This is a genomic window from uncultured Alistipes sp., assembly GCF_949296715.1.
Classification (GTDB): Bacteria; Bacteroidota; Bacteroidia; order Bacteroidales; family Rikenellaceae; genus Alistipes.
The window spans coordinates 33540-52973 of sequence record NZ_CASFQD010000048.1 but is presented as its reverse complement, the minus strand read 5'-3'; the positions used below and the strand labels follow the sequence as shown (position 1 = coordinate 52973).

The 19434-nt window shown below is 63.2% G+C and carries 15 protein-coding genes; 10 read left to right on the top strand and 5 right to left on the bottom strand.

The window, feature by feature from the left end:
• Position 1: 1 nt before the first annotated feature.
• Positions 2-3187 (bottom strand): efflux RND transporter permease subunit, encoded by a 3186-nt coding sequence (locus Q1Y33_RS07345; RefSeq protein ID WP_300799094.1) that lies wholly within the window; start codon positions 3185-3187, stop codon positions 2-4.
• Between the two features lie 3 nt (positions 3188-3190).
• Complete coding sequence (locus Q1Y33_RS07340; protein ID WP_300799093.1) at positions 3191-4366, bottom strand: efflux RND transporter periplasmic adaptor subunit; 1176 nt, start codon at positions 4364-4366, stop codon at positions 3191-3193.
• A 172-nt stretch (positions 4367-4538) separates the two neighbouring features.
• Here Q1Y33_RS07340 and Q1Y33_RS07335 point away from each other — a divergent pair, with 172 nt between their 5' ends.
• The 3 genes from Q1Y33_RS07335 (at position 4539) to Q1Y33_RS07325 (ending at position 8628) form a co-directional block, all read left to right on the top strand.
• Positions 4539-5378 carry a helix-turn-helix domain-containing protein gene (locus Q1Y33_RS07335; RefSeq protein ID WP_300799092.1) on the top strand — a complete coding sequence of 280 codons (840 nt, stop codon included), beginning with the start codon at positions 4539-4541 and terminating at the stop codon, positions 5376-5378.
• Between the two features lie 253 nt (positions 5379-5631).
• Complete coding sequence (locus Q1Y33_RS07330) at positions 5632-7245, top strand: 4Fe-4S binding protein (RefSeq protein ID WP_300799091.1); 1614 nt, start codon at positions 5632-5634, stop codon at positions 7243-7245.
• A gap of 12 nt (positions 7246-7257) precedes the next feature.
• Complete coding sequence (locus Q1Y33_RS07325) at positions 7258-8628, top strand: aldo/keto reductase (protein ID WP_300799090.1); 1371 nt, start codon at positions 7258-7260, stop codon at positions 8626-8628.
• A 121-nt stretch (positions 8629-8749) separates the two neighbouring features.
• On the opposite strand, the gene Q1Y33_RS07320 is transcribed toward Q1Y33_RS07325, so the two are convergent.
• From Q1Y33_RS07320 to Q1Y33_RS07310, 3 genes are read right to left on the bottom strand one after another with little or no spacing between them, the layout of a single operon-like run.
• Complete coding sequence (locus Q1Y33_RS07320) at positions 8750-9649, bottom strand: helix-turn-helix transcriptional regulator (RefSeq protein WP_300799089.1); 900 nt, start codon at positions 9647-9649, stop codon at positions 8750-8752.
• A gap of 40 nt (positions 9650-9689) precedes the next feature.
• Positions 9690-10775 (bottom strand): serine protease, encoded by a 1086-nt coding sequence (locus Q1Y33_RS07315; RefSeq protein ID WP_300799088.1) that lies wholly within the window; start codon positions 10773-10775, stop codon positions 9690-9692.
• A 20-nt stretch (positions 10776-10795) separates the two neighbouring features.
• A complete protein-coding gene (locus Q1Y33_RS07310) occupies positions 10796-12136 on the bottom strand; it encodes a hypothetical protein (protein ID WP_300799087.1) in 1341 nt (446 codons plus the stop codon).
• A gap of 454 nt (positions 12137-12590) precedes the next feature.
• On the opposite strand from Q1Y33_RS07310, the gene Q1Y33_RS07305 reads away from it, so the two are divergent.
• The 7 genes from Q1Y33_RS07305 (at position 12591) to Q1Y33_RS07275 (ending at position 19432) form a co-directional block, all read left to right on the top strand.
• Positions 12591-13493, top strand: a complete 903-nt coding sequence (locus Q1Y33_RS07305) for a helix-turn-helix domain-containing protein (protein WP_300799086.1) — start codon at positions 12591-12593, stop codon at positions 13491-13493.
• 296 nt (positions 13494-13789) lie between these two features.
• Positions 13790-14365 (top strand): flavodoxin, encoded by a 576-nt coding sequence (locus Q1Y33_RS07300; RefSeq protein ID WP_300799085.1) that lies wholly within the window; start codon positions 13790-13792, stop codon positions 14363-14365.
• Positions 14355-14798: a DUF1893 domain-containing protein gene (locus Q1Y33_RS07295; protein ID WP_300799084.1), complete on the top strand. Its 444-nt coding sequence runs from the start codon at positions 14355-14357 to the stop codon at positions 14796-14798. The genes Q1Y33_RS07300 and Q1Y33_RS07295 overlap by 11 nt, the downstream gene beginning before the upstream one ends.
• A 17-nt stretch (positions 14799-14815) precedes the next feature.
• Positions 14816-16723: a TonB-dependent receptor gene (locus tag Q1Y33_RS07290; RefSeq protein WP_300799125.1), complete on the top strand. Its 1908-nt coding sequence runs from the start codon at positions 14816-14818 to the stop codon at positions 16721-16723.
• Between the two features lie 12 nt (positions 16724-16735).
• Positions 16736-17248 carry an ECF transporter S component gene (locus Q1Y33_RS07285; RefSeq protein WP_300799083.1) on the top strand — a complete coding sequence of 171 codons (513 nt, stop codon included), beginning with the start codon at positions 16736-16738 and terminating at the stop codon, positions 17246-17248.
• Positions 17249-17256: 8 nt separating this feature from the next.
• The gene (locus Q1Y33_RS07280; RefSeq protein WP_300799082.1) at positions 17257-18381 is read left to right on the top strand and encodes an aldo/keto reductase; all 1125 of its coding nucleotides are present in this window, start codon (positions 17257-17259) and stop codon (positions 18379-18381) included.
• A gap of 406 nt (positions 18382-18787) precedes the next feature.
• Positions 18788-19432 carry a TetR/AcrR family transcriptional regulator gene (locus Q1Y33_RS07275; protein ID WP_300799081.1) on the top strand — a complete coding sequence of 215 codons (645 nt, stop codon included), beginning with the start codon at positions 18788-18790 and terminating at the stop codon, positions 19430-19432.
• Positions 19433-19434: the final 2 nt, after the last annotated feature.

Below are 19434 nucleotides of genomic sequence, written 5' to 3'. Positions count from 1 at the left end.
GTTATTCCTCCTCTTTCTCGTTTTTGACATCTTCCATCTCGGCACGCAGCGACCATTGGGGATCGAGGTCTATTTCCAGCGGTTTGACCTTCTCCTGCAGCGTCTGGAAGACGATGAACAGCGTCGGTACGAGGAACAGCAGCGCCAGCGTTCCGACGATCATACCGCCGACGACACCCGAACCGAGCGTCGAGTTGCCGTTGGCGCCCACACCGTTTGCGAGTACCAGCGGGATCATGCCGAAGACGCAGGTGAGCACCGTCATCAGGATAGGACGCAGACGGGCCTTGGCGGCCGAGACGGCGGCCTGCGTGAGGCTCATGCCGGCGCGGCGGCGGTCGGCGGCGTACTCCGTGATCAGGATGGCGGTCTTCGACAACAGACCGATGAGCATGATGATACCCGTCTGCAGGTAGATGTTGTTCTCCATGCCCATGATCTTGGCGAAGAGGAACGAACCCATCAGACCGCACGGTACGGCGAGGATCACGGCGAACGGAATGAGGAAGCTCTCGTAGAGGGCGCTCAAAATCAGGTAGATCAGCAGGATGCAGATGCCGAAGATGATGGCCGTGTTGCTGCCCGTCTGGGCCTCCTCGCGCGTGATGCCGTCGAATTCGAATCCGTAGCCACGCGGCAGCACCTCGGCAGCCACCTCGCGGATGGCCTGGATGGCGTCACCCGACGAATAGCCGTTGGCGGCCGTACCGTTCACGGCGATCGAGTTGTACATGTTGAAGCGGTTGAGCACCTCCGAGCTGTAGACGCGCGTCAGGGTGATGAACTGGCTCAACGGGGCCATTTCGCCGTTGTCCATGCGCACGTAGACGTGGTTGAGCGATTCGGCGTCGAGACGGTATTTCGGGTCGGCCTGCATCGTCACGTAGTACATCTTCGAGAAACGGTTGATGTTCGATACGTACTGGCCTCCGTAGTAGCCTGCCAGCGTCGAGAGCAGCGTGTTCGGCGAGACGCCCGCACGCTTGGCCTTCGCAGCGTCGATGTCCACGAGGTACTGCGGGAAGTTGATGTTGAAGGTCGAGTAGGCGCGCTCGATCTCGGGACGCTGGTTCAGCGCCGCGATGAACTGAAGGTAGATGTTGTAGAAGTCCTTGAGCTCGCCGCCGGCCTTGTCCTGCAGGTGCATCGAGAAACCGGTCGACGTACCGTAACCAGAAATCATCGGCGGTGCCACGGCGAAGATCTGCGCATCCTTGATGTCGGCCGTGCGTCCGTAGATCTGTCCGATGACGGCATTCACGGCGTCCTCCTTGTCGGGACGCTCCTCCCAGTTCTTCAGCTTGATGATACACATGCCGTAGGAGGAACCCTGGCCTGCGATCATGCCGTAGCCGGCCGTCTGCATGAAGTCGCGGATCTGCGGAATGCCCTGGATACGCTCCGACACTTCCTCCATGACCTTGTGCGTCTCGGAGAGCGACGAACCCGGGGCCGTGGTGACGTTGACCATGATCGTACCCTGGTCCTCGTCGGGCACCAGACCCGTCTTCGTGGTGTTCATCAGGACGACCAGCGCGCCCAGTGCGAGGAAGAGCGTCGACCACATGAGCCACTTGTGCTTGATGAAGAGCAGCACACCGTGCTTGTACTTGGCGATCATGACCGTGAAGGCCGAGTTGAAGGCCTTGCGGAAGCGGGCGGCAAAGTTGTCGCGCATCTCGCCGTTCTCATCCATGTAGGGCTTGAGAATCAGGGCGCAGAGCGCCGGCGAGAGCGTCAGGGCGTTGATGGCCGAGATACCCACGGCCACGGCCATCGTCAGACCGAACTGCGTGTAGAAGATACCCGACGTACCGCCCATCATCGACACGGGGATGAACACGGCCATGAAGACGAGCGTCGAGGTGATGATGGCCGACGAGATGCCCGACATGGCGTCGATCGTGGCCATGAACGAGGATTTGTAGCCGACGTCGAAGCGCGCCTGCACGGCTTCGACCACGATGATGGCATCGTCGACGACCGTACCGATGGCAAGCACCAGGGCGAAGAGCGTCAGCAGGTTGATCGAGAAACCCGCCACGGCGAGGAACGCGAAGGTACCGATGAGCGATACGAGGATCGACACCGTCGGGATGAGCGTCGAGCGGATGTCCTGCAGGAAGACGTACACGACCAGCACGACGAGGATGATGGCCTCGATCAGGGTCTTGATCACCTCGTTGATCGAGGCGTAGAGAAAGTCGTTCACACTCTGCAGGTGGGCGATGGCCACGCCTTTCGGCAGTTCGGCCTCGACCTCGGCCAGCAGCGCGTCGATGTCGTTGACGACCTGCGTGGCGTTCGAACCGGCCGTCTGGAAGACCATGGCGCTGACACCCGGGTGGCCGTTGGTGTAGCCTTTGAAGGCGTAGGACTCACGGCCCAGTTCGATATCGGCGATATCCTTCAGGCGGAGCACGCTGCCGTCCTCCTCGGAGCGGATGACGATCTGACCGAACTCCTCGGGAGTCTGGATGCGGCCGCGGTATTTCATCGTGTACTGGAACGTGTTGTCGGAGTTCTCGCCCAGCGTACCCGTGGCGGCCTCGATGTTCTGCTCGGCCAGTACGGCGGTTACGTCCGACGGAATGAGCTTGTACTGGGCCATGACGTCGGGCTTGAGCCATACGCGCATCGAGTAGTCGGCACCCAGCGTGAAGGCCTCACCCACGCCCTGGATACGCAGGATACGCGGCTCGATGTTGATCTTCAGGTAGTTGGCCAGGAAGGTCTCGTCGTAGCTGTCGTCGGGGCTGTAGAGCGAGAAAATCTTGACCATGGAGGTCTGGCGCTTCATGGTCGTCACGCCGATCTGCGTGACTTCCGACGGCAGCTGTCCGTTGGCCGTAGCCACCTTGTTCTGGACGTTCACGGCAGCCATGTCGGCGTCGGTGCCCTGACGGAAATAGACGCTGATGCTGGCGCTGCCGACGGCGGCCGACGAGGTGATGTAGGTCATGTCCTCGACGCCGTTGATGGCTTCTTCGAGCGGCACGACAACCGATTTCTGGATGGTCTCGGCGCTGGCGCCCGGATAGGAGGCGCGGACCATCACCGTCGGGGGCGCGATGTCCGGGTACTGCTCCACGGGCAGCGTCGCAAGGCCGAGAATACCGGCGATGACGATCAGAATGGAGATGACGGACGCCAGTACGGGGCGTTCGATAAAATGCTTGAGTGTCATGGGTTATTCCTCCTTTCCGGTTTCGGTTTGAGTAGCTGCGTCGGCTGCGGGAGCCTCCTGTGCGGGCTGGGCTGTTGCCAGGCCCTTCGGAACGACGGGCGTACCCTCGCGCAGCAGGCCGACGCCTTCGGTGATGATCACGTCACCCGGAACAAGGCCCGAGAGGACGATGTATTCCGTGCCGTTGGAGATGCTTGCCACCTGAACGGGGGCCGACGAAGCCTTGCCGTCGACGAGTTTGTAGACATATACCTTGTCCTGCAGTTCGAACGTGGCGGCCTGCGGAATGGCGATGCAGTCCTTGTAGTTGGTCGTCAGGATGATGTTGCCCGAGCCGCCGCTGTGCAGCAGACCTCCCTTGTTGGGGAAGGCGGCGCGCAGCTGGACGCTGCCCGTCGAGGTGTCGATCACGCCGCTGATGGACTCGATGCGGCCCGTCTGGTCGTAGAGCGATCCGTCGTTGAGCTGCAGCTCGACGTCGGGCATGTTCTTGAGCGTCTCCTCGATCGAGCCGTAGCGGCGCGTGAGGTCGAGCAGCTGGTTCTCGGTCATCGAGAAGTAGACGTACATCTCGGAGTTGTCCGACACGGTGGTCAGCGGCTGCGGAATCGACGCGCTGACCAGTGCGCCGACACGGTACGGCAGCGTGCCGACCACGCCGTTTGCGGGGCTCTTCACGATGGTGTATGAAAGGTTGTTGGCGGCATTGACGCGCTGCGCCTCGGCCTGGGCGAGCTGGGCCTTGGCCGTGAGCAGGTTGTTTTCGGCCGTCGAGAGGTCGAACAGCGATACGACCTTGCGGGCGTAGAGCTCCTTCTTGCTGTCATAGGTGAGCTGTGCCGTGGCGACGCTGGCCTCGGCAGCCGCAACATTGGCTTCGGCAGTCTGCAGGGCGGCCTTGTAGGGGACCTGGTCGATGATGAAGAGCGTCTGGCCGTTCGAGACGCGCTGGCCCTCCGTGACACAGAGCTGGAAGATCGTTCCCGACACCTGCGGATAGATTTCGATGTCCTGACGTCCGCGGATGGATGCCGAGTAGTTGCTCGGGATTTCGCGGTCGGTGGTGGCGATGGTCGTCACGGCGTATTCGCCGGGCCCCATGGCCGTCGGAGCCTGTCCGCACGAAACAACTGCCATGCAGCAGATCATAAATGCTGCTTTCACAAATGTTTGCTTCATAATTCCTTTTCTTTGTTTGTACTAAAAAACTTTTTCAGGTGCAAAAGTATTCTAAAAACGTTGTCTTTCTGCTTTATATTGCGAACAGTGTTGGTGATTTTCGGAACAAAATTCGGCTTATTAACAATTTTATCACTATTTTTGTTCGAAAAAAGAAATATGTATGTCACAGATGAATCCGATAATCACGACTGCCGACGAGCAATTTGTCGTCGGAGAGTCCGATTTCTCCTTTTTCAGCAATAACGCCTGCCGCTGCGAGAGCGGTGCCCTGCTCTTCTGCCGGAGCGGCCACGCAACGGTCGCTGTCAATCAGATACGGGGCGAGATACGCCGCAATACGGTGGTGGTGCTGCTCCCGGGCTGGATTCTGATGCTGTCGGACTGTTCGGAGGATTTTCGGATCACCTATTGTGCCTTTTCGCGGGATCTGTTTGCCGAGGCGGCGTTCCGGCTCGATCCGTCGTTTTTTCACCAGCTGGGCATGCATCCCATCTCCAATCCGCCGGCGCGGATCGTCGAGGGGATCACGATCTGGTACCAGATGGCGGCCTACACCTACCGCGACCGCAGCAACATGTTCCGCAACACGATCATCAAGAACCGCCTTCAGAACGTGCTGCTGGAGTTCTACGACAAGATGCAGCGCATGAATGCCCACAAGCGGCGCGTGCCGGAGTCTACGACGCGGCAGACGGACCTTTTCCATCGGTTCGTGGCGCTCGTACACGAGCATTGCACCCGGGAGCGCGAGGTGACGTTCTATGCGGACAAGCTCTGCATCTCGACGCGCTACCTGTCGACGATCGTGCGCAATATCTCGCACAGTTCGGCCAAGGAGTTCATCGACCGCTCCGTGGTTCTGGAGATCAAGGTGTTGTTGCAGTCCACGGACCTCTCGGTGCAGGAAATTGCCTACCGGCTGCGCTTCCCCGACCAGTCGTACCTGGGCCGATTCTTCAAGAAGCATACGGGCGAATCCCCCACCGAGTTCCGCAACTCCAAGAAGTAGGCCTAATTAATAAAAGGTGCGGGGATCGTGCCCCTTTCCTGCCGCTGTACGGTGCCTGCATCGGAGCCCAGCGCGGTTTCATCGGCCCTCGGTGCGCTGCCGATGCGTTGCCGGCCCGCGATCCGGGAAAATGGCAAGCGAAACCGGAATCCGTATAGGACGTTTATTTGACGGACGTATTACTTTTGTCCTGCGGAAAGTCCCGCAGGCGGGGATTTTCGCTATCTTTGCATTATTCGGATAATTGTTGCCTATGTTACGCAAGATCAGAATCGCCGTGGCGATCCTCTTTTTCGTCGCGCTGACGCTGTTGTTCCTCGATTTCACGGGAACGCTGCACGTGTGGCTCGAATGGATGGCCCGCATCCAGTTCCTGCCCGCCGTCCTGGCGCTCCATCTCGGGATCGTTGCGGCGCTGGTGCTCCTCACGCTCCTTTTCGGGCGCATCTACTGTTCGGTCATCTGCCCGCTGGGCGTGATGCAGGACATCGTGTCGTGGATCGCCGGCCGGCGCCGCAAGTACCGTTTCCGCTACCGCCCGGCCCGCACGTGGCTCCGCTATGGCGTGCTGGTGCTCTTCGTCGCGGCGCTCGTCGCGCAGGTGGCCTGGCTCGCGGCGCTCATCGCCCCCTACAGCGCCTACGGACGCATCGCCTCGAACCTTTTTGCGCCGCTCTGGCGCTGGGGCAACAACCTGCTGGCCCTTGCGGCCGAACACTTCGACAGCTACGCCTTCTATACGGTGGATGTCTGGATGAAGGGGCTCGGGACGCTGCTTGTCGCCGCGGTGACCTTCCTCCTGATCGGCGTGCTGGCCTGGCGCGGCGGCCGCACGTGGTGCAACACGATCTGCCCCGTGGGTACGGTGCTGGGCATGCTGTCGCGCTTCTCGCTCTTCAAGCCGCGCTTCGATGTCTCGAAGTGCAACGGCTGCAAGCTCTGTGCCCGCAACTGCAAGGCGTCGTGCATCAATCCCGAAGCCCACGAAATAGACTACAGTCGCTGCGTCGCCTGCATGGACTGCCTCGAAAGCTGCCGTCAGGGCGCCATCTCCTATACGTGGCGGCGGGAAACACGCGATACGGTGAACGGCGGCGCCGGGAACCGTTCGCCGAAGGATGCGGCCTCCCGTGCGGCAAAGTCTGCGGTCGAGGCTCCGGCAAAGTCTGCGGTCGAGGCTCCGGCAAAGTCTGCGGTCAAGGCTCCGGCAACGGCGGCGTCGGGTGCGGCGGCTCCCGATCCTTCGCGGCGGCGTTTCCTCGCGGGACTCGGGACGGTGGCCGTGGCGGCAACGGTCCGTGCGCAGGAAATGAAGGTCGACGGCGGACTGGCCCTGATCGAGGAGAAGAAGATACCCGACCGTGCCACGCCGCTGACCCCGCCGGGATCGTTGAGCGCCCATAACCTGGCGACGCATTGCACGGGGTGTCAGCTCTGCATCTCGGCCTGCCCGAACGGCGTGCTGCGCCCCTCGGGCAAGCTGACCTCGTTCATGCAGCCCGTGATGTCCTACGAGCGGGGCTACTGCCGGCCCGAGTGCACCGAGTGTTCGTCGGTCTGCCCGACGGGGGCCATCCGCCCCATCACGCGCGCCGAGAAGTCCGCGACGCAGATCGGCCATGCCGTCTGGATCCGCGAGAACTGCGTGACGCTGCGCGACGACGTGCAGTGCGACAACTGTGCGCGCCACTGCCCGACGGGGGCCATCACGATGGTGAAGGCCGCGCCCGACGACCCCGCGTCGCGGCTCATCCCCGTGGTCGACGAGGAGCGTTGCATCGGCTGCGGCGCCTGCGAGAACCTCTGCCCGGCGCGGCCGTTCAGCGCCATCTATGTCGAGGGCCATCTGCGCCACCGAACCGTTTAATCGATCGAACCCATGAAGAAAGAAGAGAAAAAGATAGGCCGCCGCGAGTTCCTGAAGGTGCTGGGCGGCAGTGCGCTGGTCACGACGGCCGCGATGTACGGCTGTGCCCCGAAGGGGGAGGTGAAGCTCGCGGCGCAGGGCGAGGTGCCGACCGAAGGCATGGAGTACCGCACCTCGGCGACGGGCGACCGCGTGTCGCTGCTCGGCTACGGTTGCATGCGCTGGCCGACGTATGAAAAGCCCGCTGCCGACGGCAGCATCATCGACCAGCAGGCCGTGAACGAGCTGGTCGACTACGCCATCGCCCACGGCGTCAACTACTTCGATACGGCACCCGTCTACGTGCAGGGACAGTCCGAGCGTGCCACGGGCATCGCGCTCAAGCGCCACCCGCGCGACCGATTCTTCATCGCCACGAAGATGTCGAACTTCTCGAACCCCACGCGCGAAAATTCGCTGGCCCTCTACCGCAACTCGTTCCGGGAGCTGCAGGTCGACTACCTGGACTACTACCTGCTGCACTCGGTGGGCGGCGGCAGCGGTCTGGGCACCTTCCGCGAGCGCTTCATCGACAACGGCATACTGGAGTTCCTGCTGCGCGAGCGCGAGGCGGGACGCATCCGCAACCTCGGGTGGTCGTTCCACGGGGCCGTCGAGGTCTTCGACTACCTGCTGGCCATGGGCGTGAAGTGGGATTTCGTGCAGATACAGATGAACTACGTTGACTGGCGCCACGCCTCGGGCCGCAACGTCAATGCCGAATACCTCTACGGCGAGCTGGACAAGCGCGGCATTCCGGTCGTCATCATGGAGCCGCTGCTCGGCGGGCGCCTGTCGCGGCTGAACGACCACCTCGTCGCGCGGCTCAAGCAGCGGCGCCCGACGTCGAGCACCGCGTCGTGGGCCTTCCGTTTCGCGGGAAGCTACCCGCGCGTGCTGACCGTGTTGAGCGGCATGACCTACATGGAGCACCTGCAGGACAACATCCGCACCTATGCGCCGCTCGAGGCGCTGACCGAGGAGGACTTCGCGCTGCTGGAGGATACGGCGCAGCGCATGTTGCAGTTCCCGACGGTTCCCTGCACCGAGTGCCAGTACTGCATGCCCTGCCCCTACGGGCTGGACATCCCGGCGATCTTCGCCCACTACAACCGCTGCGTCAACGAGGGCAACGTTCCGAAGGACAGCCGCGACGAGAACTACGCGCAGGCGCGCCGCGCCTTCCTCGTGGGCTACGACCGCAGCGTGCCGCGCCTGCGGCAGGCCAGCCGCTGCACCGGCTGCGACCAGTGCGTGTCGCACTGCCCGCAGAGCATCGACATTCCCGGGCAGCTGCAGCGCATCGACCGCTTCGTCGAGCAGCTGCGCAGCGGCACGCTCTGACACCCGGCCGTGGTGCCCATTCGGCCTCCCCGGCCGCTCCGGCGCGCCCGTGTCTTGAAGAAAGTCCCGATCTCCGGTTTCGGAGGTCGGGACTTCTTCGTCTCTGCCCCGCCCGTGCGGGTCAGACCGTCCTGCGGTACTCGTTGGGCGTGCGGCCAGTAATCTTCTTGAACAGGCGTGTGAAGTGCTGTGGGTACTTGAACCCCAGTTCGCAGGCCACGTCGCCGATTTGCCGGCTGCTGTCCGCAATCCGCTCCTTTGCCGCGTCGATCAGGCGCAGCTGGATGTGCTCCTGCGCCGTGCGGCCCGTCTCGCGCTTGATCAGGTCGCCGAAGTAGTTGGGCGAGAGGTGCAGCTCGCCGGCGCAGTACTGCACCGTGGGCAGCCCGACGGTCTGCGGACGGTCCGAGCGGAAATAGTCGTCGAGGATGCGCTCGAAGCGGGCGAGGATGTCCTTGTTGGCGATCTGGCTGCGCGTGATGAACTGCCGGTCGTAGAAGCGCGTGCAGTAGTTGAGCAGCATCTCGATGTTGTTGACGATGAGCGTGCGGCTGTGCCGGTCGGCGGGCTGCTGCAACTCGTGGCGGATATTTTGAAGACAGTCGACTACCGTGTGCCGCTCCTGCTCCGAGAGGTGCAGCGCCTCGTTCACCTCGTAGGAGAAGAAGGTGTAGCGGCGGATGTCGCGCCCGAGCTGCGTGCCGCGCAGCAGGTCGGGATGGAAGAGCAGCGCCCACCCCTTGGGCTGGAACTTCACGCCCCGGTTGTCCACGCCGATGCACTGCCCCGGCGCCAGGCAGACGAGTGTCCCCTCCTGGTAGTCGTAGGTGCTGCGTCCGTAGATGAGGTCGCCGCACCGCACCTCCTTGAGGAAGATGGCGTAGAAGCCGAAGCAGAAACGGATGTGCTCCGTGGGCCGGCACTGTGCGAAGTCGATGACGCCGACCAGCGGGTGGAGCGTCTCCACCTGCAGCAGCTCGTTGTATTGCCGGACATGGTCCAGATGCAGGATGCGGTTCATAGCGGTGTCTTTTTTCGTGTCGGCGCATGCGGCAGGGGCGTCAGGCGTCGGTTTTCGAGTATTCCGAAAATTCGCAGCCGAAGCGCTCGACGAGCATGTTGTCCATCTCGTCGGCCTGCAGCGCCAGGTTGACCAGGTTGCGGCGTATCTCCTCCTCCGACTCGGGGGTGATGTCCGAGAGGTGGATGCGGTAGGCGATGTAGATCTGCCGCCCCTCGATTCCGAGCTTGTAGGGGCCGAAATCCTCCGAGAGCATGTAGTCGAGCACGGGCTCGACCTCTTTCCTGGGCAGCAGGTTGATTGGCGACGTGGCGAAGAGGTAGCTCTCCTCGTAGACGAAGATGCGGATTTCGGAACTCCCCTTGTGGAAGAGCCACGAGTCGTAGCCGTCGCGCGCCAGCACGGGATTGATGCCCATCCGTTCGATGGCGCTCTCGACGAAGCGGTCCAGCGGTGAAAGTTCGTGCACCTCGAAGACCCCATCGGGGAGTTTGTCGCCGCACGAGGTGCAGTACTCCTCCTCTTCGTCGGCGATGAGCGTGTCGCAGCTGCCGCACTGCACCTGATAGCGCGTGCGGTCCAGTCCGTCGATCGTCTCGAGCAGCCGGCGCAGCGCCTCGACGCGGATGCCGAAGCCCATGTTGTCGGCCTGCGTGAACTTGCTCACCGTGACGCCCACGACTTCGCCCTCCTCGTCGAACATCGGACCGCCCGAGTTGCCCGGGTTGACCGCCGCATCGGTCTGGATGTAATATTTGCCGTCCATGAGCTGTTTGGGCGAGGAGACCGTGCCTTCGGTCGTGGTGAAGGGCATGCCGTAGGGATAGCCCGCCACGTAGACCTTGCGGCCGATCGTCAGCGAGTCGTCCGCGGCGAGCCGTATCTCGGGCAGCTCCGAAAAGTCGCCCTCGGCCGCGAGCAGCGCGATGTCCAGCGTCGGGTTGACCAGCACGACGCGCGCCGCATGGGGGTTGCGGCCGTTGTCCTGGATGGCGACCTCGCGGTATCCCTCCACGACGTGGTAGTTTGTGACGAAGAGGCCGTGGCGCTTCAGGTAGAAGCAACTCCCCGATCCGCCCGAATGGGTCACCTTGAATACTGTCCTGTAACTCTTTTCGCGTTCCATTGTCGTCTGCTTTGCTTCGTTTATTTCGTATTCCCGTCCTCCGGGCGCATCACCAGCTGCTGGAACTCCGTGACCAGCCGCATGTATTCCGCCGTGTCGCCCCGCCCGAGCGCCTCCTGCATGCGGGTCTGCATGTCGGCAATCCGGCCGCTCATGGCGGCGGCTGCGGCCCGTGCCGCTTCGGCGGCCTCGTCGGCACTGCCGCCCGGGGCATTGCCGTCGGCCCCATCTCCGGGCGCGTCCCATTCCGGCTCCAGTTCGCCGTCCATGATGTTCCCGACCGCCTCGTAGAGGATGGCCGAGGCCTCCTCCATCGGCTTGTTGGCTGACTCCCTGAGGGCCCGCACCACAAGCGCATTCAGGTCGTCCTGCACGTCGATGTAGTAGTACATCTCATAGAGCTTGTAGAGAATCCGCACGGCGCTGCGCTCGAAATCCTTGATTTGGATGGCATCGGTGGCCTCGTTGTAGATATCCTTCAGGTTCTCCTGCACGTTGCCGAGCGACGAGCGCCGCTTCGTCGAGACGAGCGTGTCGACATAGTAGAGATTGGCGGCCAGCTCCTCGCGCGGCATGTCGCGCATCCGTTCGAGGAAGGCCTTGCCTTTGGTCACCAGCTCGGCCACGGGCAGTTCGCGGTCCATGTCGTCCACGGCCTTGTCCAGGTCGTTCATCAGCTGCCCCTGCGGATGGGCGATGTAGGCGATTTTGTAGAGCGCCGTGTCGATTATGCACCACGCATAGCCGTATTTGCGCTCGGTCTCATATTCGCGCACGGCGTCGAGCGTCTCGCGGCAGGTCTGCACGACCGCCTCGTGCAGGCGCTCCACCTCCGCCTCCGCATAGGGCGTGACGCGGGGTTCGTAGCAGCGCACGGCCTTGAATTTCGTGCGGAACTCGTCGTCGTAGCGGTCGCCCACGTGGCAGATGTTGCGCAGGATGAAGTAGAGCTTGTGGGGATGGCTCTGCGACAGCGGGCACGTGTACTCCATTCGGAGGCGGTCGCCCTCCTTGCGGAAGCGCGGCAGCAGCAGGTTGTTGAGCGACAGGTCGCACACCTGCCGGAGCATGGCCACGCGGCCCTTTTCGGGGAGCTTCAGGAAGTCGGCGCCGATATGCAGCCGGTCGTCGCGGACGAGGATGTCGACCAGGATCGAACCGTGCGGAATGCGGAACTGCGTGCCGTCGGCGTTGCCGTATTTGCCGCGGAATGCCGGATTCAGGAAGTCGAGCAGCGTGTGCAGCGCCTCGAGGTATTGTTTCCCGTTGTAGAGGTCGATGCTCCGGTCGAGGGCTTCCGTATCGACGGTGCTCTGCGTGGAGTCGAGAGCCGGGGCGAAAAATGAATGCGTGAGTTTCATAATGGACCGGGTGGTTTCGTGCCGGGTGCGCCGCTGCGGTTCCGTGGAGCGGTCCTGCAACGGTTTCCCGTTAACAAATATACGAAGAAAAGCCTGAAATGCGAAATCCGCAATCCGGTTTTGTCGGAATGTGCCCCGCGGGGTGTGCGCCCTGTCGCCGAAAGTGTCGGATTTGTCGGCTTTTCCCCGTGTATGCTTCCGGCCGTGAGGGGCGGCAGGCGGAATCGGGAGAGACGGCATGCAGAATCGGGGAGCGGCAGACCGAAATCTGGGACAGGCGGCTCCGCGCGGCCGTTTTCCGGGCGCGGCAGGTAATTCGGGTAACTAAAACCGTGATCCGTATCATCGCGGGAACGGGCGTCTGCGTAATTTTGCAGTGTCGGGAACGGAACCGGCGCAGCGGACACGGAAGCGGGTCCGGCGTGCGGCGACGCATCCCCCCGGCCGGAACACGATGGATACCATTCTGCATCTGGATCATGTATTCCAGTACAACGACCTCATGGGGGTCGAGACCCTGCACCCGCTGGTCAGCGTGGTGGATTTTTCGCAGCTGCAAACGGACGTGCGGTCGGGGCTGCGCATGTTCGGCTTCTACGCCGTCTTCCTCAAGGAGGTGAACTGCGGCAATCTCATTTACGGCCGTCAGACCTACGACTATCAGGCCGGGACGCTGGTCTGCCTGGCGCCCGGACAGCTCTTCGGCGTGAAGGACGACGGGCAGGCGCATCGTCCGCGGGGCTGGGCGCTGCTCTTCCACCCCGACCTGCTGCGCGGCACGGAGCTCGGACGCAACATCGGCCGCTACACCTTCTTCTCCTACGAGGTACGCGAGGCGCTGCACCTCTCGGACCAGGAGCGGCAGACGGTCGTCGAGTGCCTGCGCAACATCTCACACGAGCTGCAGCACGCCATCGACCAGCACAGCCGCACGCTCATCGTCAACAACATCGAGATGCTGCTCAACTACTGCACGCGCTTCTACGACCGGCAGTTCCTCACGCGCAGCAACGTGGCCAACAAGGATATCCTCGTGCGTTTCGAACGTATCCTGAACGACTATTTCCGTTCGGACCGGCCGCAGACCGTCGGACTGCCTACGGTGCAGTACTGCGCCGGGGAGCTCTGCCTCTCGCCCAACTACTTCGGCGATCTGGTCAAGCGCGAGACGGGCCGCACGGCGCAGGAGCACATCCGCCTGAAGCTGATCGACATGGCGAAGGAACTGCTCTTCGACCGGCGCCGGTCGGTGAGTGATGTCGCTTATTGTCTGGGATTCAAGTATCCGGCGCACTTCACGCGGTTCTTCAAGCAGGCGGTCGGCTGCTCGCCGAACGAATACCGGACGGTCAACTGACCGTCCGGAGGATTTTTTCGCTATTTTTGTACGTGTCTCCGCACCGGTTGCGCCGTGACGCATGCCGGGCGGAGGCGATCAATCATCGAGTTATGGAATACCGTACATTGGGCCGCACGAACCTGCGGGTGAGCGCCGTGTCGTTCGGCTGCGAAGGCTTCGCCGGCAAGAGGGGCTGGCCGTGCGGCGTTTCGGCTATTGACCCGTAATAATGGTAAGAGTTCCTGGAATCCGTATGGTGTCTGTGCGGCGGGAATCCCCTACCTTTGTCGTGTGAACAAACAGAATAACGACACATGAAAACATTTTCCGTACTGCTGACCTTCGTAGCCCTGACATTGGGCGGCGGCTCCTCCGAAGCCCGTGCGGCCTCGGGCCGGAAGGCACTCGTCGTCTACTTCTCCCACAGCGGCAACACACGCCGCCTTGCGGCGGAGATTGCCCGGCAGGCGGGTGCCGATCTCTTTAAGATATGCCCCGCCGAGGCCTACCCGACCGATTACGACACGGTCGTCGAGCAGGCCCGCCGCGAAATTGCCGCCGGCAAGCGGCCCGCCCTGCGGGGCGACACGGTCGATCTGGCGGGCTACGACCTGATCTTTGTCGGCTCGCCCTGCTGGTGGGGCACCATGGCGCCTCCCGTGGCGACGTTCCTCTCGTCGCATGACTTTGCGGGCAAGACCCTCCTGCCCTTCATGACGCACGGCGGCAGCGGCATGGGCCGCAGCGAGGCGGATATCCGGGCGCTTTGTCCGGATGCCGGGGTGAAAAAGGGGCTTCCCGTGCGCGGCGGTTCGGCCGGCAGCGCCGCAGCGGCCGTGGAGCGCTGGCTGCGGGAGTGCGGTGTAAAACTTTCCGAAGATGAGAAGTGATATGGAACTGAACGAAACGGAGCGCCGGCAGCTGGTCGACCTGCTCCGCGACGAGCAGGCCTCGTGCGTGATTCGCAACGGGGCCGAGACGCGCATATTCCGCGAGCGCGGCGTGAAGGACCTCTTCCGCCTGCTCGAGACCGATGCGACCTTCCTTTCCGGAGCCTGTGTTGCCGACAAGGTCGTGGGCAAGGGGGCTGCGGCCCTCATGGTGCTGGGCGGCGTGCGCGGGGTCTATGCGGAGGTGGTCAGCACCCCGGCGCTCGGGCTCTTTGCCGCGGCGCACATCCCCGTGGAGTACGGGCTCGAGGTCCCGCACATCATCAACCGTGCAAAGACGGGCTGGTGCCCCGTGGAGACGCTGTGCCGCGACTGCCGCACGGCCGAAGAGTGTCTGCCGCTGATCCGCAGGTTCATCGCGGGGCAACAATGAAGGAGCTGTTGAAAAACATGCTTGTGCTGGCGGCGCTGCTTGCCGCAACGGTGGCGGCCGGCGCCGACATGGGCGCGGCAACCGGCGACACGGAGCGCTCCGGGGTGCATCCGATCGACAGCGTCGTGGTAACGGGCTCGCGCACGCGGACGGATATCCGCCACCTCCCGATGACCGTATCGGTCGTTTCGCGCGAACGGATCGAAAGCAGCTACGAACCCTCGCTGCTGCCGACGCTCGCCGAGCAGGTTCCGGGGCTCTTCGTCACGGGACGCGGCGTGATGGGCTACGGCGTGTCGGGCGGTGCGGCCGGGCAGATGTCGCTGCGCGGCATCGGCGGCCCGGTGCAGGAGGGCGTCCCCACGACGGGGCTGCTCGTGCTCATCGACGGCCATCCCCAGTACATGGGGCTGATGGGGCATCCCATTGCCGATGCCTGCCAGTCGCTGCTGGCCGAGCGGGTCGAGGTGCTGCGCGGCCCGGCGTCGGTGCTCTACGGCTCGAATGCCATGGGCGGCGTCATCAACATCGTGACGCGCCGGCAGCGCGAAGAGGGCGTGCACAACAGCCTGCAGGCGGCCTGCGGGTCGTTCAATACGTTGCAGACCGAATTTGCCAACCGCGTGCGCAAGGGGCGCTTTTCGAGTGTCGTGACGGCCTCGTACAACCGCACGGACGGCCACCGCACCGACATGGGATTCGGCCAGTACGGTGGCTATGCCGGCGTCGGGTACGAACTCTCGGAGGCGTGGCGCGTGCGCGGCGACGTGAACCTGACGCATTTCGACGCGTCGAACCCCGGGACGGTCTACGAACCGCTCCGGGACAACGACCAGCACATCACGCGCGGCGCGGCCTCGGTCGTCGTGGAGAACGACGGAGAGCGGAGCTCGGGCGCCTTGAGCCTCTTCTACAACTGGGGCCGTCACCGCATCAACGACGGCTACGCCCCCGGCGAAGAGCCGCTCGACTACCGGTTCTATTCGCGCGACGGGCAGCTGGGCCTGTCGCTCTACCAGGGCATCCGGCTTTTCCGCGGCAACCGGCTGACGGTCGGGGCGGATTATTTCCGCTTCGGCGGCGTGTCGTGGAACCGCTATGCGGACGGGCACGAGGAGACGCTCGCCGACAAGGTGCAGCACGAAGTGGCGGCCTATGCCGACTTCCGGCAGACGATCGGCACGCGGCTGACGCTCGATGCCGGGGTGCGCGTCGACCACCATTCGCACGTCGGCACGGAGTGGGTGCCGCAGGCGGGTCTGTCGTGGCGTTTCCCCGCGGCTGATGCCGAACTGAAGGCCACGGCCGGCAAGGGGTTCCGTTACCCCACGATCCGCGAGCTCTACATGTTCGCCCCGGCGAATCCCGCGCTGGAGCCCGAACGGCTGTGGTGCTACGAGGTGTCCTTCTCGCAGCGGCTCCTCGGCGGACGGCTCTCCTACGGCGTCAACCTCTATTATATCGACGGCGAGAACCTCATCGTGCGCATGCCCGTCGACGGGCGCCCGCTTAACGTCAATACGGGGCGTGTGGAGAACCGCGGCGTCGAGGCGAGCCTCACCTTCCGGGCGTCGGACGACTGGACGCTTGCGGCCAACTACAGCTGGCTCGACATGGTGCATCCCGTGCTGGCGTCGCCCGAGCACAAACTCTACGTCGGTGCCGACTACGTGCACGGCCGCTGGTCGCTGTCGACCGGGGTGCAGTATGTCGCCGGGCTCTACACGGCGGTCGTGGTCGCCGGGGCGGGGCACTACGAGCAGGAGGATTTTCTGCTGTGGAACATGAGCGGAAGTTTCCGCATCTGCAAAAATCTCCGTATCTTTGTCCGTGGCGAAAACCTGCTCGCGCAGCGCTACGAGATCAACGCCGGATTCCCGATGCCGCGGGCTACGGTGCTGGGCGGTCTGAATGTGAACTTTTAATCGAGATAAACCATGCAAACAACCACTGTAAAACTCTATTCGCTGGAGTTTGCGAATGCGAAAACCTACCTCTTCGCGGCGCTTTTTGCCGTGGGCAACATCCTGCTGCCGCAGCTGTGCCACCAGGTGCACCTGGGCGGGCCGACGTGGCTGCCCATCTACTTCTTCACGCTCGTCGGCGCCTGCAAGTACGGTTGGCGCGTGGGCCTGCTCACGGCCGTCGTCTCGCCGCTCGTGAACTCGCTGCTCTTCGGCATGCCGGCCGCTGCGGCCCTCGTGCCCATCCTCTTCAAGTCGGTCATTCTGGCGCTCGCCGCCGGCTGGGCCGCCGCGCGCTTCGGACGGGTGTCGCTCGGTGTGCTCGCGGCCGTCATCCTGACCTATCAGGTCGTCGGCTCGCTCGGCGAGTGGGCCTGGGTCGGTGACTTCCGTGCCGCCGTGCAGGACTTCCGCCTCGGCGTACCGGGCATGCTCGTGCAGCTCTTCGGCGGCTGGGCCCTCATCAACTACGTGATCCGCAAATAACGACGGCGATGGCAGGAAAACTCGGATTCGGCTGCATGCGTCTTCCGCTGTTGCGAGAGGACGACTTTGCGGCGGTGGACACGGCACAGGTCGAACGCATGGTGGACACGTTCCTCGAACGGGGCTTCACCTACTTCGACACGGCCTACATGTACCACGACTTCAAGAGCGAGACGGTGATGCGCGAGGCCCTCGTGCGGCGCCACGACCGTGCGAGCTTCACGCTGGCCTCGAAGCTCCCGACGATGTTCCTCGAAAAGGAGGGCGACCAGGAGCGCATCTTCGCCGAGCAGCTCGAAAAGTGCGGGGTCGACTATTTCGACTACTATCTGCTGCACAACCTCAATGTCTCGCACTACGAGAACGTGCGGCGCTTCGACAGCTTCGCCTTTGCGCGGCGCATGAAGGCCGAGGGGCGCATCCGGCGGCTCGGCTTCTCGTTCCACGACCGGGCCGAACTGCTCGACGAGATCCTCACGACACACCCCGAGACGGAGTTCGTACAGTTGCAGATCAACTACCTCGACTGGGACAACGAAAGCATCCAGTCGCGCAGGTGTTACGAGGTGGCGCGGCGCCACGGCAAGCCCGTCGTCGTCATGGAGCCGGTCAAGGGCGGCACGCTGGCGCGCCTGCCCGAGGAGGCCGAGCGGCTGCTGCACGACGTGCGGCCCGACCTCTCGCCCGCGGCGTGGGCCATCCGTTTCGCCGCGAGCCTCGAGGGGGTGATGATGGTATTGAGCGGCATGTCGTCGCTCGAGCAGCTACGCGAGAACACCGGCTTCATGCAGCATTTCGAACCCCTTGACGCGCGCGAACGCAGGGCGATTGCCGATGTCGTGGAGATCGTCAACCGCTCGATTGCCATCCCCTGCACGGCGTGCCGCTACTGCGTGGACGGCTGTCCCGAGCGGATCGCCATCCCCGACTATTTCGCGCTCTACAATGCCGAGAAACAGTCGCTCAACCGCGGTTTCTCGATCCAGAGCGTCTACTACGAGAATCTCACCCGGTCGCACGGCAAGGCGTCGCAGTGCATCGCCTGCCGCCAGTGCGAGCAGAGCTGTCCGCAGCACCTGCCCATTGTCGACTACCTGCGGCAGGTCGCCACGACCTTCGAAAAGGAGGCCTGATACGACGGGGAACGGTTGCCGTTCCCCGCTTTGCTTTTCTCCGTGATCCTCCGCGCGGTTCCCTCCTTCTCCGTTTTTCCTGCCGGCTGCGCCTGATATCCTTATATATAATCCTGCCTTCCCGTCCGTATCGTGCCCTCTTGCCGAGTTTCGGCTTCGGCTCCGATCCTCCCGTTTGCTCTTCCCTTTGGGGACATTTCCGCCGTTCAGCGCCCGTTTCCGGTCTTGTCCCCTTCCGAAGATGCCTGTTCCGGTGTTTCCCGCCCTTGCCCGCATTCCCGATGCCCCTCCCCGTTTCTCTCGCCCTTATGGCTTGTTTTTGCCCTTTTTGCAAAATAATTTGTCGGATTGTTGGAAGTCTCGTTTCTTTGTCGTATGTTTGCATTAACAATTTTGTTAAATAAAAATGTTAACATCCGAAACACACGATGCGAAACCGACGCGGAACAGCGAGCAGGCGATCCTCGAGGCGGCCGAACGCGAATTCCTGACCCGGGGCTATGACGGCGCACGCACGACCTCGATTGCCGAGGCGGCGGGCGTCACGCATGCCATGCTCCACTACTATTTCCGCACGAAGGAGCAGCTCTTCAACCGCATTCTCGACGAGAAGATGCGGATGATGAGCGAATCGGTCCTGACGGCCCTCGGGCAGCCGGAGCTGCCGCTTGACGAGCGCCTGCGCGACGGCATCGCCCGCCATTTCGACTTCATTGCCGCGAATCCCGACCTGCCGCGCTTCATCGTAAACGAGGTCTTCTCGCATCCGGAGCGCTACGATGCCATGCGCGGCCGCATCCGCGAGGTTGCCGAGCGGCTCATGGGCGACGTGCAGTGCGAGCTGGATGCTGCGGCCGCGCGCGGCGAGAGCGGGCGGATCGACGTGCGCATGCTGTTGCTGGACATCATCTCGCTGAATGTCTTTTCCTTTATCGCCTACCCCGTCATCGAGCCGATCCTCGGCGACCTGACGGCCGACCGGGAGCGTTTTTTCGCGCTCCGCAAGGCCGAGACGCTCGAGATCATCCGGCGAAGGCTTCTGAAACTGTGACC

Bases quoted from the DNA above. Each gene is read 5' to 3' on its own strand.
- Q1Y33_RS07315 (WP_300799088.1), bottom strand. From the start codon at position 10,775: ATGGAACGCGAAAAGAGTTACAGGACAGTATTCAAGGTGACCCATTCG.
- Q1Y33_RS07320 (WP_300799089.1), bottom strand. From the start codon at position 9,649: ATGAACCGCATCCTGCATCTGGACCATGTCCGGCAATACAACGAGCTG.
- Q1Y33_RS07305 (WP_300799086.1), top strand. From the start codon at position 12,591: ATGGATACCATTCTGCATCTGGATCATGTATTCCAGTACAACGACCTC.
- Q1Y33_RS07300 (WP_300799085.1), top strand. From the start codon at position 13,790: ATGAAAACATTTTCCGTACTGCTGACCTTCGTAGCCCTGACATTGGGC.
- Q1Y33_RS07330 (WP_300799091.1), top strand. From the start codon at position 5,632: ATGTTACGCAAGATCAGAATCGCCGTGGCGATCCTCTTTTTCGTCGCG.
- Q1Y33_RS07325 (WP_300799090.1), top strand. From the start codon at position 7,258: ATGAAGAAAGAAGAGAAAAAGATAGGCCGCCGCGAGTTCCTGAAGGTG.
- Q1Y33_RS07285 (WP_300799083.1), top strand. From the start codon at position 16,736: ATGCAAACAACCACTGTAAAACTCTATTCGCTGGAGTTTGCGAATGCG.
- Q1Y33_RS07280 (WP_300799082.1), top strand. From the start codon at position 17,257: ATGGCAGGAAAACTCGGATTCGGCTGCATGCGTCTTCCGCTGTTGCGA.
- Q1Y33_RS07345 (WP_300799094.1), bottom strand. From the start codon at position 3,187: ATGACACTCAAGCATTTTATCGAACGCCCCGTACTGGCGTCCGTCATC.
- Q1Y33_RS07340 (WP_300799093.1), bottom strand. From the start codon at position 4,366: ATGAAGCAAACATTTGTGAAAGCAGCATTTATGATCTGCTGCATGGCA.
- Q1Y33_RS07335 (WP_300799092.1), top strand. From the start codon at position 4,539: ATGAATCCGATAATCACGACTGCCGACGAGCAATTTGTCGTCGGAGAG.
- Q1Y33_RS07295 (WP_300799084.1), top strand. From the start codon at position 14,355: ATGAGAAGTGATATGGAACTGAACGAAACGGAGCGCCGGCAGCTGGTC.
- Q1Y33_RS07290 (WP_300799125.1), top strand. From the start codon at position 14,816: ATGCTTGTGCTGGCGGCGCTGCTTGCCGCAACGGTGGCGGCCGGCGCC.
- Q1Y33_RS07275 (WP_300799081.1), top strand. From the start codon at position 18,788: ATGTTAACATCCGAAACACACGATGCGAAACCGACGCGGAACAGCGAG.
- Q1Y33_RS07310 (WP_300799087.1), bottom strand. From the start codon at position 12,136: ATGAAACTCACGCATTCATTTTTCGCCCCGGCTCTCGACTCCACGCAG.